Here is a 14885-nt window from a genome sequence, read left to right as displayed (position 1 = left end):
CATGAAAACAGATCCGGTTATGGATGATTTTTCCCTGGCGGGCATCGCTGCTGAGTATATCAATGCTCACGGCAATCCACAGGCGATCCCGACCCTGACCCGCCAGCGTTTGCTGGCGGTGATGCAGCCTCCGCATCCGCTGAGCACGCCGCTGCCATCCGTGGTGATTTTCCGCAGCGGCGATCTGCTGAGCCTGTCGCCACAGCTGAGTGACGATGCACACTGGCATCTCACCCACGAGTCGGGTGAGATGAGCTCGGGTCGCTGCCAGCCCGCGCAGCCACTGCATCTGCCGCCGCTGCCCGAAGGCTATCATCAGCTGACGCTGCAACAGGGCACGCAGCAGTGGTCGTGCCGGGTGATTATCGCCCCGGCCCGCTGCTATGAACCGCCGGCACTGTTGAAGGGTGAATCATTGTGGGGCGCCTGCGTGCAGCTCTACACCCTGCGTTCTGCGCAGAACTGGGGCATTGGCGACTTTGGCGACCTGCGCCGGATGCTGCCAGACGTTGCGGCACGCGGCGGCGCGTTTATCGGCCTTAACCCTATCCATGCGCTGTTTCCCTCCAGCCCGGAAAACGCCAGCCCTTACAGCCCCTCGTCCCGGCGCTGGCTCAATGTGCTTTACATTGATGTGGCCGCGGTCACTGACTTTCAGTTGAGCGCGGTCGCGCAAACCTGGTGGCAACTGCCCGAAACGCAGCAGACGCTGGCGCAGGCTCGCGCAACTGAATGGGTCGATTATGCCGCGGTAACCCGGCTGAAAATTCAGGCGCTGAGCCTGGCGTGGCCGCAGTTTATCCAGCGTGATGCCGCTGATCCTGAGGTGCAGGCGTTTAATGCGTTTATCCAGGAAGGTGGCGAAAGCCTGCAGCATCAGGCGCTGTTTGATGCGCTGCATGCCGACCAGATGGCGCAGGATAGCGGGCGCTGGGGCTGGCCGGTCTGGCCGGAGGCGCTACAGCATCCAGACAGCCCTGAGGTGCAGACCTTTTTAAAACAGCATCAGGATCAGGTGCGCTTCTGGCTCTGGCTGCAGTGGCTGGCCGCGCAGCAGTTTGAAAACTGCTGGAACAGCTGCCAGCAGCAGCAGATGCCCATCGGACTGTACCGCGATCTGGCGGTGGGCGTCGCGCAGGGTGGCGCAGAGACCTGGAGTGAGCGGGATCTTTACTGCATGAAGGCCAGCATCGGTGCACCGCCTGATATTCTCGGCCCACGCGGTCAGGATTGGGGGTTGCCGCCCATGGATCCGCAGGTGATGCGTCAGCGTGCCTGGGAGCCGTGGATTGCCCTGCTGCGCGCCAATATGCGCCACTGCGGCGCACTGCGTATTGATCATGTGATGGCGCTAATGCGGCTGTGGTGGATTCCCGCTGGCGAAGGCGCGAGGCACGGGGCGTATGTGCACTACCCGATTGACGATCTGCTGGCGATTCTGGCGCTGGAAAGCCAGCGTCATCGCTGCATGGTGATTGGCGAAGATCTCGGCACCGTTCCGGAAGCGATTGTCGATAAGCTGAGGGATGGGGGCGTTTACTCCTACAAGGTGCTCTGGTTTGAACAGACCTCAGAAGCCGGTTTTAGACCGCCCGCCAGCTGGCCACGGCAGGCGATGGCCGTTGCCACCACACACGATCTCCCGACACTGCGCGGCTGGTGGCAAAGTGACGATCTGACAACTGGCGCACAACTTGGTCTTTATCCGGACAAAGTGGTGCTGGCCGGACTGTATCAGGAACGAACGAGGGCGAAACAGGCGCTGCTGAACAGTCTGCATCGCGTGGGCGCGCTGCCGAAACGTGCCGGACGTGATGCACGCCGTACCGGTATGAGCAAAGCATTAAACCGGGCGATGCAGCGTTATCTGGCCGACAGTCACAGCGCTCTGCTGGGACTGCAACCGGAGGACTGGCTGGATATGGCCGCGCCGGTGAACATTCCCGGTACCAGCGACGAATACCCAAACTGGCGACGCAAGCTGAGCGTGCCGCTGGAGACGCTATTCAGTGATTCGGAGACCGAAAGGTTGTTGCGCGATTTGACGGCGCGACGGAAGCGGTCAGTGCGTGGTTGAAGATTAACGCGTGACTCAGACGCGTGTCTGACGCCGCCTGATTTACATAATTTTCAGTTATTACAGCGTGCGGGCCGCCAACGGCTCGCACGCTGCTATTTTACTCAGCGTCTTTCATCAGAGATGAATTACCCATGAGCAAGGCGTCTGAAAACACAAACAGGATCGTGGTCAGGATTTATGACACTTACGAGTTTGTATTATCCCAATCCTGAGATTGCTTTAACAGCAATGCCCAGTCGTCTGGTGGGTAGCCGTTATGCAACATTCCTGAAAATACCTTATAAGCGTCACGTTTACTGCCATAGGCACGTTTGGTCTCGGCGTCATTCATCCATGCAAGGATAATGGTTTTATGTTGTTCGCTGAATCTAAAGAACAAACGATACTGCATTAAAAACTTCGCACTGAACCAATGCTTATTTTGTTCTCCCAGCGTATCGCCCTGGCGAAACTTTGCATGATGTGGATCGGCGCAAATCTCACTATTGATAACTTTAAACACCGCGGCTAAAAGCTTAGTCGTCGCTTTTCGCTGGTAACTTTCAGGATATTTAGCCCTGAGTGACTCCACTTCATTGGTCAGCGCAATCAGCTGTGATTCAAAACAGGGATGAACATAAACGTGCCATCCATTCATAACCGTGCCATCTTCCATACCTGATTACTCATCGTCCATGAGTGGAGCATCCAAATCAACGTCCATACCTTCGGTCAACGAAGTAATGCGAGTTAATAATCCTCGATCCAGCGTTTTGATATTTGAAGGCGTGTTGCACATATCAGCAGCAAGAAAACTCAGAAAGCTCGCCATCACCGGATCATCATCAGTCACCGTTTCCTGACGGGTAATAAGGACTTTGCCGCCAGGCAGAACAGCGTATTCGATATTCTCACCAGGTTGCAGATTCATCGCATCACGAACTGCGGCAGGGATAGTGGTCTGGCTGCGGGCTGTCAGTTTTGATGTAGCGCGCAGAGAGATGTTGGTATGAGTCAGCGTTCCCATTTCAGATTCTCATCAGGAAAAACAAGATAACGCAACAGTAATGCAAGTGCATTGGCAATGCAAATGCATTGATCGCGACAACCACGACTGTTTTGTTACTCAGTCACCATTAAAAGTTTCTGATTACTCTTTTCCGTGTCGCCTGAAAAGTGACACCCTGTTTTACTTCCTGCCAGATATCACACTCTTCGCGGCTGATATGCACAGCAGCAGAAATACTCCGACGGGTGATAACCCCAGGTTCACCCGCCATCACGATACCCATGATTTCAGAAAGATATTTCGGGTCTGAGTTGCCATGTAACTTCGCCTGAAATGGCCAGAAAATTCATCCCTGAAACAGCTCAGGAAGCCTATATTCATCGAACGCTATTGCCCACAGCCTGACTTACGCAATGCGTAAAGCCACACAAAAAAAACTGCAATCAGGATCTCCACAACAAAAAAAGGTGCGCCGCAGCGCACCAGATGGGACAACATCAATAGCGTCGGGGCAGCTTCACCCCTTGCCTTTAACACTACTGATAAAGGTCTGCCGTGCAGAGGTGGAACCCAGCCGCTCGGCTTCATCCAGCAGTTTCAGCGCCTTGTCGATATTGCCGCTGTTCACCGCCTGGGTGATCTTCTGGTTAAAGTAACTCTCGGTGTCGCTCATGATCGGTTCCGCACGGGCTTTTGGCGCGGGCGCTGCAGCGGGTGCAGGCGCCGGTGCTGCGCTGTACGCTGACGCAGGTGCAGTATTGCCGACGGTGACGGCACTCGCACCGGATGAACCAAACAGCGGTCCGACAAGAATCGAGGAGCCGGGACTGGTCTGCATCTTCAGCTTGATCGTGCCTTCGCGGCTGTGGCTGGCGACCGGATCGGGAATATCCGGCACGGCATGGCCAGTGCCCTCTGCGTAGGCCTTGGCTGGATCGAGCAGCGTGGTGGTCTGGGTCAGATCGCTGTCGGTGGTAAACACCAGCAGGTAGATTTTTTGCTGACCCAGCGCCGGGGTCAATTTCATCACTCCTTCCAGCCGATCTGCCGCCATTACGCCCGGCTTCTGATAAGTGAAATAGCGGCTGGGGAACCAGGCCGCAGGACGCAGGTTTTCATCCAGCACCAGCACGTTCGGTGCGAAAACCTTACCGTTTGCCACTTCACTGCTCAGCGTCAGCGTCAGTTCGCCGATATTTGCCGGCAGACTGTAAGCCGCGACCGGCCCGGCAATGTGAGGTGCATTCAGCGTCTGTCCACTGTTGGCGAGTTTTGTAGTCTGCGTCTGAGAGGCAGCCAGCGGCTGCCAGCTCAGGCGTTGGAGGGATTCAGGTGCGACGACCGGTGCAGAAGAGAGATCCTGCGGCACCAGATTGACCTCCGCCAGGGCGGGAAGCGCATGTCCTGTCAGTAACGCCGCACTCAGGCAGAGTGCAGCCAGCTTTTTCATTTTCATTATGCGTACCTTATTGCAGGTCGCGGCGTGAACCAGGCAATGGCACACTGCGACCAAAGTGATCCATCAGGCGCAGGGGCGCGCCCGTCAGAACAGGGATTGGTTTACCACCAGATTTCCATCTGCGCGCCGAAGGTCACTTCGTCATCTTTACCACGGCTGTTGGTCAGGAGGCCGTTGCCGGTAGAGTCCGCAGAGGCGAAGGAGGTGAGATCGCCCGAGGCATCTTTGTTGTAGCCCCACTTCTCATCCCATTTGGCGTAGGTTGCGAACAGACGCAGCGCCGGACGTGACCAGATGCTGTCACCGGCCTGCCACTGCTGTGCCAGTGTCACTTTGTACTGGCCGTTGCGCTCATTAGCCTGCTGCGATTTTACGTTGTCGTAGCCCAGTTCCAGCAATGTGCTCATGATCGGCGTCCATTTGTACATCGGGCGCACACCTACGGTGTACCAGTCGGTACCCCGGTTATTGTCCAGATCGATGTTCTGGTACATAGCGACATACATCAGGTCCCAGCGTTCTGCCAGCGAAATGGCACCGTGGTCAAGCACGCGGTACATCTTGCCGTTGTTATTGAGGTTGGTGCCCTGCGGCACGCCTTTGCCCTGCGAAGTCATCGCATCTGTTGCGTATTGCAGCACAAACTTGTTGTAACCTTTCAGCATGCTCTGGGTATGTTCAGCCGTGAACATCCAGCCATCTTTCGATGCGCCATCTTCGATGCGGTAGCCGTCACGGGCATTGGCACGACCATAATCGACACCCAGTTCCAGCACGCCGTTCGGGTTGGTTTCCAGTCCGGCCAGACGCACATCAAACACGTCGTTGGCGGTGCTGGTCGCGAAGTCACGGATACGGTCGCTGGAGAACGTGTACGAGCCGCCCGCTTCAGACGAACGGGTTGCGGCGAAAGAGAGTTTACCGAAGCCGAGATCCACATCTTCCAGACCGGCGCCCGGACCCGAGATATCCCAGTAGTAGAAGTCGATCATGTGGACGTCATGACGCTGATAGAAACGCTTACCGGCCCAGATGGTCGATCCTGGCAGCGAATCAATCAGGTTTTTACCTTTGACGTTAGCCTCACGGAAAGCGGGTGAGGTCGCTTCCCAGTCATTTTGCTGTGCCACGGAGTAAGCCACGTTGGTGTCGAAATAGAAGCTCTTGTCGCCCTCTTTCCACACTTCCTGGCCTAATTTCAGTTCAGCGTAGGTTTCACATTCATTGCCCAGACGGTACTTACTTTGGGCGCCAGTGGCCTGGAAACATTGCTGTTCGCCACCGCTACCTGTCCAGCCAATGCCGGAACGGGCGTAACCGGTAAAATCAACCGCCATCGTCGGGGCGGAGAGGGTGCCCACCGCGACGGCAACGGCGATGGGAAGTTTGCGCAGAGTTAACATTTTCTATCTCCTGAGGTCATTGCTTTTATTGTTTTTGGCAGGGCTATACACCCGGCTCCTGATAAAGCCTGCGGCACGCGCTCCCGTCCTCACGGAACAGGTGACAACGCTCGGGCGGCAGGCCAATACCGAGGATGGCGCCCTCTTTCACCAGCACGACGTCCTCCTGGCGGTAGACCAGGTTTTGACGGATAGCGGGAATCTCGATGTGGATCTGTGTTTCATGCCCCAGCTGTTCCACCACCTGCACTTCCCCTTCCAGGGTAACGTCGGCGATATCGCTGGAGAGCAGATGTTCCGGGCGAATACCCAGTGACATATTGCTGCCAACCTGCACACCGGCGCTGTCAACCGGCAGCCAGACCAGTTGCTGATTCGGCAGTCGTACCTGAACCTGATCGATGGCGGTGGCGGTCACTTTGACCGGCAGGAAGTTCATTTTGGGTGAGCCGATAAATCCGGCGACAAAGCGGTTAGCGGGATAGTGGTAAAGCTCAAGCGGTTTGCCGACCTGCGCAATGCGCCCGGCATCGAGCACCACGATCTTGTCAGCCAGCGTCATCGCTTCGATCTGATCGTGGGTCACATAAATCATGGTGCGTTTCAGGCGCTTATGCAGACGGGAGATCTCAATGCGCATCTGGACGCGCAGCGCGGCGTCCAGGTTTGACAGCGGTTCATCCAGCAGGAAGACGCGGGGTTCGGCCACCAGCGTACGGCCAATTGCCACGCGCTGACGCTGCCCACCGGAAAGGGCCTTAGGCCGGCGATCAAGCAGATGCGCCAGCTGAAGGATCTCTGCCACCTGATTGACGCGCTGATGGATCTCCGCTTTTTTCACTCCGGCCAGCTTCAGGCCAAAAGACATATTTTCCGCCACGGAGAGGTGTGGATAGAGCGCATAGGATTGAAACACCATGCCAATGCCGCGTTCAGCAGGTGGCACTTCATTCATTCGCTGGTCGCCGATTAACAGCTCGCCGCTGGTGATGGTTTCCAGACCGGCAATCATGCGCAGCAGTGTCGATTTTCCACAGCCTGATGGGCCGACGAATACAACAAATTCCCCTTCACGAATAGTGAGATCGATATCTTTCGACACCACAGTTTCGCCCCAGGCTTTCGTGACATTGCGTAACACAACGCTCGCCATGATCCCTTCCCTCTTAGCTGCATAATCGTGTCTGCTCAGCGGCAGACGGGTTCCGGGGCTCACTATGCGAGAGGAAACAATCGGTAACATCCTCCGCCGTAACGCAAACTGCTGGGGGAGGAGTCGGGAGGAGGAGAAACACGGGCTGACGCGTCAGCCCGCGCCTTGCCACGCTTTTTTGTGATCGCTAACGCAGACCCGAAGATTGTTTTGCCGCTTAAGCACCCGCTTAAGGCGCTTTTTGCCAGTGAGATCACAGAGGCAGGCTGAGGGGCGTAGAGCGGAGGAGGATGAGATGCCGGTGTGGATACGCACAATGATGCCGACAGAGCATTCACCACTTCCGCTAACAGGATGGATTTATGACGACGAAAACCGGAGCACGCATTCTGGCCCTTTCTGCCCTCTCTGCTGTGCTCTTTTCAGCAAGCGCAATGGCAAAAATTGAGGAAGGCAAACTGGTCATCTGGATTAACGGTGACAAGGGCTACAACGGCCTTGCCGAAGTGGGTAAGAAATTTGAGCAGGAGACCGGCATCAAAGTCACGGTCGAACACCCTGACAAAATGGAGGAGAAGTATCCGCAGGTTGCGGCGACCGGCGATGGCCCGGACATCATTTTCTGGGCACACGATCGTTTCGGCGGCTATGCGCAGTCGGGCCTGCTGGCGGAGGTCACGCCGGATGCCAGCTTCCGCGAGAAGATCTTCCCGTTCACCTGGGACGCGGTACGCTTCGACGGCAAACTGATTGGCTATCCGATCTCGGTTGAGGCGCTGTCACTGATCTACAACAAAAAGCTGCTGCCGAACCCGCCGAAAACCTGGGAAGAGATTGCCGGCCTTGATAAGCAACTGCGCGCCAAAGGCAAGAGCGCGATTATGTTCAACCTGCAGGAACCCTACTTCACCTGGCCACTGCTGGCCGCGGGCGGTGCCTACGCCTTTAAACTCACCGACGGACACTATGACGTGAAGGATGTCGGCGTCGATAACGCCGGCGCGAAAGCGGGCATGCAGTTCCTGGTCGATCAGGTCAAAGCCAAAACGCTGAATGCGGATACTGACTACTCCATCGCTGAGGCCGCCTTTAACAAAGGCGAAACCGCCATGACCATTAATGGTCCGTGGGCGTGGGGCAACCTGGACAAGAGCGGCATCGACTATGGCGTTACTGAACTGCCCACGCTGAAGGGCAAACCGTCGAAAGCCTTTGTCGGTGTGCTGAGTGCCGGGATCAACGCCGCCAGTCCAAACAAAGAGCTGGCGAAAGAGTTCCTGGAGAACTATCTGCTGACCGATTCAGGACTGGAAACGGTTAATAAAGACAAGCCGCTGGGTGCCGTGGCGCTGAAATCCTACCAGCAGACGCTGGAAAAAGATCCGCGTATCGCCGCCACCATGAGCAACGCTAAACAGGGCGACATCATGCCAAACATCCCGCAGATGGCGGCCTTCTGGTACGCGATGCGCACCGCCACGCTGAATGCGCTGGGCGGTCGTCAGAGTGTTGACGCCGCGCTTAAAGATGCCCAGGCCCGCCTGAAGAAGTAATAATCCCATGCCGGGGTTATCCCCGGCTTGAGTGACCGTTAAGGAAAACCGCATCATGTCAGGAAAACCGAAAACGCACAGTCTGTTGCTGAAAGGCGTTCTCATCGGAATCGGCTGTCTGCTGGTCGGCTATCTGCTGATACTGATGTACGCGCAGGGTGAATATCTGTTTGCGTTGCTGACGCTGATCCTCAGTGCAACCGGGCTGTGGATTTTTGCTAATCGTCGCGCCTATGCGTGGCGTTATGTCTATCCCGGCGTGGCAGGAATGTCGCTGTTTGTGTTGTTCCCCCTCGCCTGCACCATCGCTATCGCTTTTACCAACTACAGTAGCACTAACCAGCTCACCTTTGAGCGGGCGCAACAGGTACTCCTTGGCCGTACTTTCCAGTCGGGCGAGGCAGTCAGTTTTTCTCTGTTCCCGGCAGGCGATCGCTGGCAACTGGTACTGAACGATGGCAAAGCAGACTTCGTCTCTCCACCTTTTCAGTTTGGCGCTGAACAGACTCTGAAAATGATGCCTGCCACGCCACCCGCTGGCGAACGGGCGACGTTCAGGGTTATCACGACTAACCGCCAGGCACTGAGCCAGATCCGCGCTGAGCTGCCGGATGGCCGTCAGCTGCGCATGAGTTCGCTCCGCCAGTTCTCCGGCACCCAGCCGCTCTATCGGGTTGGCGCAAAAGATGAACTGATCAACCAGCAGAGCGGCACGCATTACCGCGCCAATCCGCAGACCGGCTTCTATCAGGCCGTGAACGCGGACAATAAGTGGGGCAACGAAACCTTAAGCCCCGGCTTTACCGTGAATACCGGCTGGAAGAACTTCGTGCGGGTGTTTACTGATGAAGGGATTCAGAAGCCGTTCCTGGCGATATTTGGCTGGACGCTGCTTTTCTCGCTCATCACGGTGGTGCTGACCGTAGCCGTCGGGATGGTGCTGGCCTGTCTGGTGCAGTGGGAAGCGTTACGCGGCAAAGCGATCTATCGGGTGATGCTGATCCTGCCCTATGCGGTACCGGCGTTTATCTCGATTTTGATTTTCAAAGGACTGTTTAACCAGAGCTTTGGGGAGATCAACGTGATGCTCAGCGCGCTATTTGGCGTGAAGCCTGCGTGGTTCAGCGATCCCACGCTGGCACGCACCATGCTGATTATCGTCAACACCTGGCTCGGCTATCCCTACATGATGATCCTCTGCATGGGACTGCTGAAAGCGATTCCCGATGATCTCTATGAAGCCTCGGCGATGGACGGAGCAGGACCGCTGCAGAATTTCTTCCTGATTACGCTGCCGCTGTTGCTGAAGCCGTTGATGCCGCTGATGATTGCCAGCTTTGCCTTCAATTTTAATAACTTTGTGCTGGTGCAGTTACTGACCAACGGCGGACCGGATCGTCTTGGCACGACCACGCCAGCCGGTTATACCGATTTGCTGGTGAACTACACCTGGCGCATCGCCTTTGAGGGCGGCGGCGGGCAGGACTTTGGTCTGGCGGCTGCCATCGCCACGCTAATCTTCCTGCTGGTGGGTGCGCTGGCGGTGATTAACCTGAAAGCCTCGCGGATGAAGTTCGACTAAGGAGTTGTTATGGCTATGGTACAACCCAAATCACAACGGCTGCGTCTGTTCACCACGCATCTGCTGCTGCTGGTATTTATTGCGGCGATACTCTTCCCGCTGCTCATGGTTATCGCAATTTCACTGCGATCCGGTAACTTCGCCACCGGCAGTCTGATCCCGGAACAGATCTCCTGGGAGCACTGGCGGCTGGCGCTGGGTTTCAGCGTTGAACATGCGGATGGAAGCGTGACACCGCCGCCCTTTCCGGTGCTGTTATGGTTATGGAACTCGATCAAGATTGCTGCAATCAGCGCGCTGGGCATCGTGGCACTTTCGACCACCTGCGCCTATGCGTTTGCGCGTATGCGCTTTGCCGGTCGTGCCAGCCTGCTGAAAGGGATGCTGATATTCCAGATGTTCCCGGCGGTTCTGTCACTGGTCGCGCTCTATGCGCTTTTTGATCGGCTCGGTCAGTATCTGCCGTTTATCGGGCTGAATACCCATGGTGGCGTAATCTTCGCCTATATGGGCGGCATCGCGCTGCATGTCTGGACGATTAAAGGGTATTTCGAAACCATCGACGGATCACTGGAAGAGGCCGCCGCGCTGGATGGCGCAACACCATGGCAGGCGTTCCGGCTGGTGCTGCTGCCGCTGTCAGTGCCGATTCTGGCGGTGGTGTTTATTCTGGCGTTTATCGCAGCGGTCACTGAAGTGCCGGTTGCTTCGCTGCTGCTGCGCGACGTCAACAGCTACACCCTTGCGGTCGGGATGCAACAGTATCTCAATCCGCAGAACTATTTGTGGGGAGACTTTGCCGCCGCGGCGGTGCTCTCCGCGATTCCGATCACCCTGGTGTTCCTGCTGGCGCAGCGCTGGCTGGTAAGCGGTTTAACCGCAGGCGGGGTGAAAGGCTAAACGATCATCATTGTACGTTGCCACTGCTTACACAACGCCTGTTGTGGTTGAATGATTCGGCGGCCTGCGGGCCGCCTTTTTTATCCTACGCTGACTCCGATGCACGGCTGCCAGTCACCAGCGCGACGACCATGGCCGTTATTGCCTGCTCGCTTTCCGGCTTAGCGACATCGCCACGTGTCACGGCGGCGGCGATAGCATCCGCGCCCCCCAGCAAGCCCCACATGCCTGCTTCTGGTATCCCGCTGCTGCCCGTAAAAGGAGCAAACCAGTGCTGACAGCGGGCGATAAAATCGAGCTGATAATGACGTTTGACGGCGGCCAGTTCCGGTGAGGTACTGAGTGCTGACAGCAACTCCGGAATCTCACGTCCTTCTGTCATCACACAATCCACATAACAGGCGGCCAGCACTTCCGCTTTTTTCTGCATCACCATCGGCGCAGCATTCATCGCCGCGTCCATTCGCTCGGTCTGGCGACGATCAAAATCGTCATACAACGCTGCCAGCAATCCATGACGGGTGGTGAAATGATCGTAAACCACCGGTTTACTGACGCCCGCCGCTTCGCCGACCCGTGCCAGCGTCAGCGCTTCGCTGCCTTCGGTTTGCAAAATCTGCCACGCGACATCCGACAACTGCCTGCGTCGGGCCTCACGTGACAGTCGTTTCCGCGGTACTTTCTCAACGGTCATGTTTTTCCTGATGGGGGAACAGACGCTGGCCCAACGCCTGCGCCAGCTGATAGTGTGACTCAGGATAACCCTCATCGCCGCTTAGCAACAGTTCACTGGTCACCACCGGCGCGCCACAGTAGTCAAAAATGCCGTGATCAATCTGATTTCGCATGCTGCCGAAATAGCCGCGCCGCAGAAAAGTTCGCGTATCCGCGCCCCCGATTGCAATCAGATGCACAGGAAGATGATTGAGGCGCTTCACTATCCGACCCTCCTGTTCATCAAAGGCCCATCCGGCAATGAAAACCCGATCTATCCAGCCTTTGAGCTGGGCAGGAAATGACCACCAGTAAACTGGATAGACCAGCACCAGCGCATCAGCGCGATTTAACCGCTGCTGTTCAGCCAGCACATCCGGCGATGCTTCCGCCTGGCCGTTGAAATGCCGGTGGTCGGTGAGCGTGAAACGCGGATCAAATCCTTCAGCTGCCAGATCGGCTTTTTCAGCCGTGTGCTGGCCGGTCGAGATAATGCCCTGCGCCAGCTGGTCCGCCACGCGGTGGGTATGCGCATCCTGATTGGGATGAGAAGTCACTATTAATGCATGCATCGTCGTCACCTTACCTGTTCAGCCATTAAGCTACTAAAGGTAAGTTACTATTGGTAGGTTATCAAGCGCCGCTGTTTACTCTTTTTGCAGACCGCATTTCAGGTTAAACGCACCTGATGCCGGAAGGGCCCGCACAACATGGTCTGAACACAGGCGGGATAAAATGCTGCCTTCCTGTTCACCGTTAAAAACAATCTGCAGAGCTCTGTGCCAGCGTCAGATATAAAACCTACCGACGATAAGCCAGTGAGCGCACCAGCCGGTCGCCGAGTTTCTGAATCAGCATTACCAGCGCCAGCAGCACCACAATGGTGGCCGCCATGATCTGGTTGTCGAAGCGCTGATAACCGTAACGAATCGCCAGATCACCCAGTCCGCCGCCACCGACCACGCCCGCCATCGCCGAGAAGCCAATCAGCATCACAATCGTCAGGGTAACGCCCGCCACCAGTGCGGGTAGCGCTTCCGGCAGCAGCACACGGCTGACGATATGCCACAGCGTGCCGCCCATTGATACCACCGCTTCAATGCGGCCGCGATCGACCTCATCCAGCGCGTTCTCCACAATGCGGGCAAAGAAAGGAAACGCGCCCAGCGTAATCGGCACAATGGCGGCAGTGCTGCCCAGCGTGGTGCCGACCAGCAGACGGGTAAAGGGGATCAGCGCAATCAGCAGCACCACAAACGGCAACGCGCGTCCGGTATTGACCAGCGTATTCAGCAGCAGTGAAATCCCACGATTGGGCAGAATGCCTTTTGGCCGGGTCAGAAACAGCATCACACCCACCGGCAGCCCTATCGCGACCGTGAAAAGTGCCGCCAGCAGCACCATGTACAGTGTTTCGCCAGTGGCATTCAGCAGCAGTTCCTGAAACCGCTCACTACTCATGCTACGCATCGGGTTAATGCCTCATGCTGATATTTTTTGATAAACGCCCGGTCTGCTTCGCCATCCCTCAGCAGCATTTTGCGCAGGCGTCCCTCTTCACGTCCCATGATCTGGCTCAGGCTGCCGCTTTCAACGAGCTGGCCATTCTCCAGCAGTGCCGCGCCGTCACAAATCCGCTTCACCACCGCCATTTCATGGGTAATCAACACAATGGTGATGTTGAGCTGCTGCTGAATGTCGGCAAGCAAATCGAGAATCGAGGTGGTGGTTTCGGGGTCCAGCGCGCTGGTGGCCTCATCACACAGCAGATAACGGGGTCGGGCGGCCAGCGCACGGGCGATGCCGACACGCTGTTTCTGCCCACCTGAGAGTTGCGACGGCCAGGCTTTGCCAGACGATTCCAGCCCCACCAGCTTCAGCAATGAGGCCACACGCTGGCGGCGCTCCGCCGCTCGCACACCGGCAATCTCCAGCGCCAGATCGACGTTGTCCTGTACATTGCGCGAATGCAGCAGATTGAAGTGCTGGAAGATCATCCCCATCTGCTGACGCTGCTGACGCAGTTGCGCCAGGCTCATCGCGGCGAGATCCTGGCCGTCAATCTCAATCCGCCCGCTGGAAGGGCTTTCCAGCCGGTTCAGGCAGCGTAGCAGCGTGCTTTTACCCGCCCCGCTTCGTCCGAGGATGCCAAAGATGGTGCCCTCTTCGATGGTGAGTGAGATGTCGTCCAGAGCTGGCGCAGGTGCGCCAGCGTAATGTTTACTGAGATGGCTGATTTTAATCATGCTGCTCGTCCGCAACCGGAATCACAGAGCCCTGATAATTTTTACGGATAAACGCCGCCACCTGCGGCGAGCGCAGATCTTTTGCCAGCTGTAACACGCGAGGATCTTTAGCCCGTTCAGGCGTGGTCACCAGCAGGTTGGCGTAAGGGTTATGGGCCGCGGACTCCAGACCCAGCGCATCTTTCGCAGGCGTCAGCCCGGCTTCCAGCGCGTAGTTGCCATTAATCACGGCGGCATCCACATCATCCAGCGAGCGCGGCAGCTGTGGCGACTCAATCTCAACGATTTTAATATTCTTCGGGTTTTCACTGATATCTTTCGGCGTCACCAGCGTCGAACCCGCCTCTCCCTTCGCGCTTAGTTTGATCACCCCTTTGTCCTGCAACAGCCACAGTGCACGGCTCAGGTTGGTGCTGTTATTCGGCACAGCAATGCTGGCACCCTCTGGCAGCGCCGCCAGTGATTTCACCTTGCGCGAGTAAATCCCCAGCGGCTCAATATGCACGCTGGCAACGACGGCAAAGGTTTTACCCAGCGCTTTCTCCTGATCTTTCAGATAAGGCAGATGCTGGAAGTAGTTGGCATCGACATCTCCGGCGGCCAGCAGTTCATTGGCATTCACGCCGCCGCTCAGCTCGACAATTTTGATATCCAGTTTTGGATCCAGAGTTTTGACATACTCCAGGATTTCCGCGTGCGGCAGGGGATCAGCCGCCACGCGCAGTGGTGCAGCCTGTAAGCTTTGAGCAATCAGCAGTGAAAGACCGGCCACGACCAGAAAGCGCTTTTTAATCATCATCATTTATC

At 56.7% G+C, this 14885-nt stretch carries 14 protein-coding genes; 4 read left to right on the top strand and 10 right to left on the bottom strand.

Annotated elements, in window-relative coordinates; translation table 11 throughout:
* Window position 1 precedes the first annotated feature (1 nt).
* A complete protein-coding gene (malQ, locus tag NP77_RS19835) occupies window positions 2–2077 on the top strand; it encodes a 4-alpha-glucanotransferase (protein ID WP_039661391.1) in 2076 nt (691 codons plus the stop codon).
* A 187-nt stretch (window positions 2078–2264) separates the two neighbouring features.
* On the opposite strand, the gene NP77_RS19830 is transcribed toward malQ, so the two are convergent.
* The 5 genes from NP77_RS19830 to malK all read right to left on the bottom strand — a co-directional run bounded on the left by NP77_RS19830 (window position 2265) and on the right by malK (window position 7083).
* Window positions 2265–2735: a type II toxin-antitoxin system YhaV family toxin gene (locus NP77_RS19830; RefSeq protein ID WP_039661390.1), complete on the bottom strand. Its 471-nt coding sequence runs from the start codon at window positions 2733–2735 to the stop codon at window positions 2265–2267.
* Window positions 2736–2741: 6 nt separating this feature from the next.
* Window positions 2742–3086, bottom strand: a complete 345-nt coding sequence (locus NP77_RS19825; RefSeq protein WP_003851503.1) for a type II toxin-antitoxin system PrlF family antitoxin — start codon at window positions 3084–3086, stop codon at window positions 2742–2744.
* Between the two features lie 499 nt (window positions 3087–3585).
* The gene (malM, locus tag NP77_RS19820) at window positions 3586–4524 is read right to left on the bottom strand and encodes a maltose operon protein MalM (protein WP_039661389.1); all 939 of its coding nucleotides are present in this window, start codon (window positions 4522–4524) and stop codon (window positions 3586–3588) included.
* 104 nt (window positions 4525–4628) lie between these two features.
* Window positions 4629–5930, bottom strand: coding sequence for a maltoporin (locus NP77_RS19815; protein ID WP_039661388.1), 1302 nt, complete (start codon window positions 5928–5930; stop codon window positions 4629–4631).
* Window positions 5931–5973: 43 nt separating this feature from the next.
* On the bottom strand, window positions 5974–7083 hold the full coding sequence (gene malK, locus NP77_RS19810; RefSeq protein WP_003851511.1) for a maltose/maltodextrin ABC transporter ATP-binding protein MalK: 1110 nt from the start codon (window positions 7081–7083) through the stop codon (window positions 5974–5976).
* Between the two features lie 362 nt (window positions 7084–7445).
* Here malK and malE point away from each other — a divergent pair, with 362 nt between their 5' ends.
* Genes malE through malG form a run of 3 tightly spaced genes read left to right on the top strand, consistent with a single transcriptional unit; the run spans window position 7446 to window position 11118 of the window.
* Window positions 7446–8636 carry a maltose/maltodextrin ABC transporter substrate-binding protein MalE gene (gene malE / locus NP77_RS19805; protein WP_039661387.1) on the top strand — a complete coding sequence of 397 codons (1191 nt, stop codon included), beginning with the start codon at window positions 7446–7448 and terminating at the stop codon, window positions 8634–8636.
* A gap of 55 nt (window positions 8637–8691) precedes the next feature.
* Entirely contained in the window at window positions 8692–10218 is a 1527-nt protein-coding gene (malF, locus tag NP77_RS19800; protein ID WP_003851515.1) for a maltose ABC transporter permease MalF, read from the top strand.
* Between the two features lie 9 nt (window positions 10219–10227).
* Window positions 10228–11118, top strand: coding sequence for a maltose ABC transporter permease MalG (gene malG / locus NP77_RS19795; RefSeq protein WP_003851518.1), 891 nt, complete (start codon window positions 10228–10230; stop codon window positions 11116–11118).
* Window positions 11119–11203: 85 nt separating this feature from the next.
* Here the strand turns inward: malG and NP77_RS19790 are convergent, their stop codons facing one another.
* From NP77_RS19790 to NP77_RS19770, 5 genes are all read right to left on the bottom strand, one after another.
* The gene (locus tag NP77_RS19790) at window positions 11204–11812 is read right to left on the bottom strand and encodes a TetR/AcrR family transcriptional regulator (protein WP_039661386.1); all 609 of its coding nucleotides are present in this window, start codon (window positions 11810–11812) and stop codon (window positions 11204–11206) included.
* Window positions 11802–12404: an NAD(P)H-dependent oxidoreductase gene (locus NP77_RS19785; RefSeq protein ID WP_039661385.1), complete on the bottom strand. Its 603-nt coding sequence runs from the start codon at window positions 12402–12404 to the stop codon at window positions 11802–11804. The genes NP77_RS19790 and NP77_RS19785 overlap by 11 nt, the downstream gene beginning before the upstream one ends.
* Window positions 12405–12633: 229 nt before the next feature.
* A complete protein-coding gene (locus tag NP77_RS19780) occupies window positions 12634–13302 on the bottom strand; it encodes a methionine ABC transporter permease (protein ID WP_008924728.1) in 669 nt (222 codons plus the stop codon).
* Entirely contained in the window at window positions 13290–14078 is a 789-nt protein-coding gene (locus tag NP77_RS19775) for a methionine ABC transporter ATP-binding protein (protein ID WP_052250677.1), read from the bottom strand. Before NP77_RS19775 ends, NP77_RS19780 begins: the two co-directional genes overlap by 13 nt.
* The gene (locus NP77_RS19770; RefSeq protein ID WP_039661817.1) at window positions 14071–14874 is read right to left on the bottom strand and encodes a MetQ/NlpA family ABC transporter substrate-binding protein; all 804 of its coding nucleotides are present in this window, start codon (window positions 14872–14874) and stop codon (window positions 14071–14073) included. Before NP77_RS19770 ends, NP77_RS19775 begins: the two co-directional genes overlap by 8 nt.
* Between the last annotated feature and the right edge of the window lie 11 nt (window positions 14875–14885).

This window comes from Pantoea sp. MBLJ3 (assembly GCF_000816655.1).
GTDB classification, from domain to species: domain Bacteria; phylum Pseudomonadota; class Gammaproteobacteria; order Enterobacterales; family Enterobacteriaceae; genus Pantoea; species Pantoea eucalypti.
The sequence above is the reverse complement of the archived record's forward strand: the minus strand, read 5'-3'. Positions and strand labels throughout refer to the sequence as shown.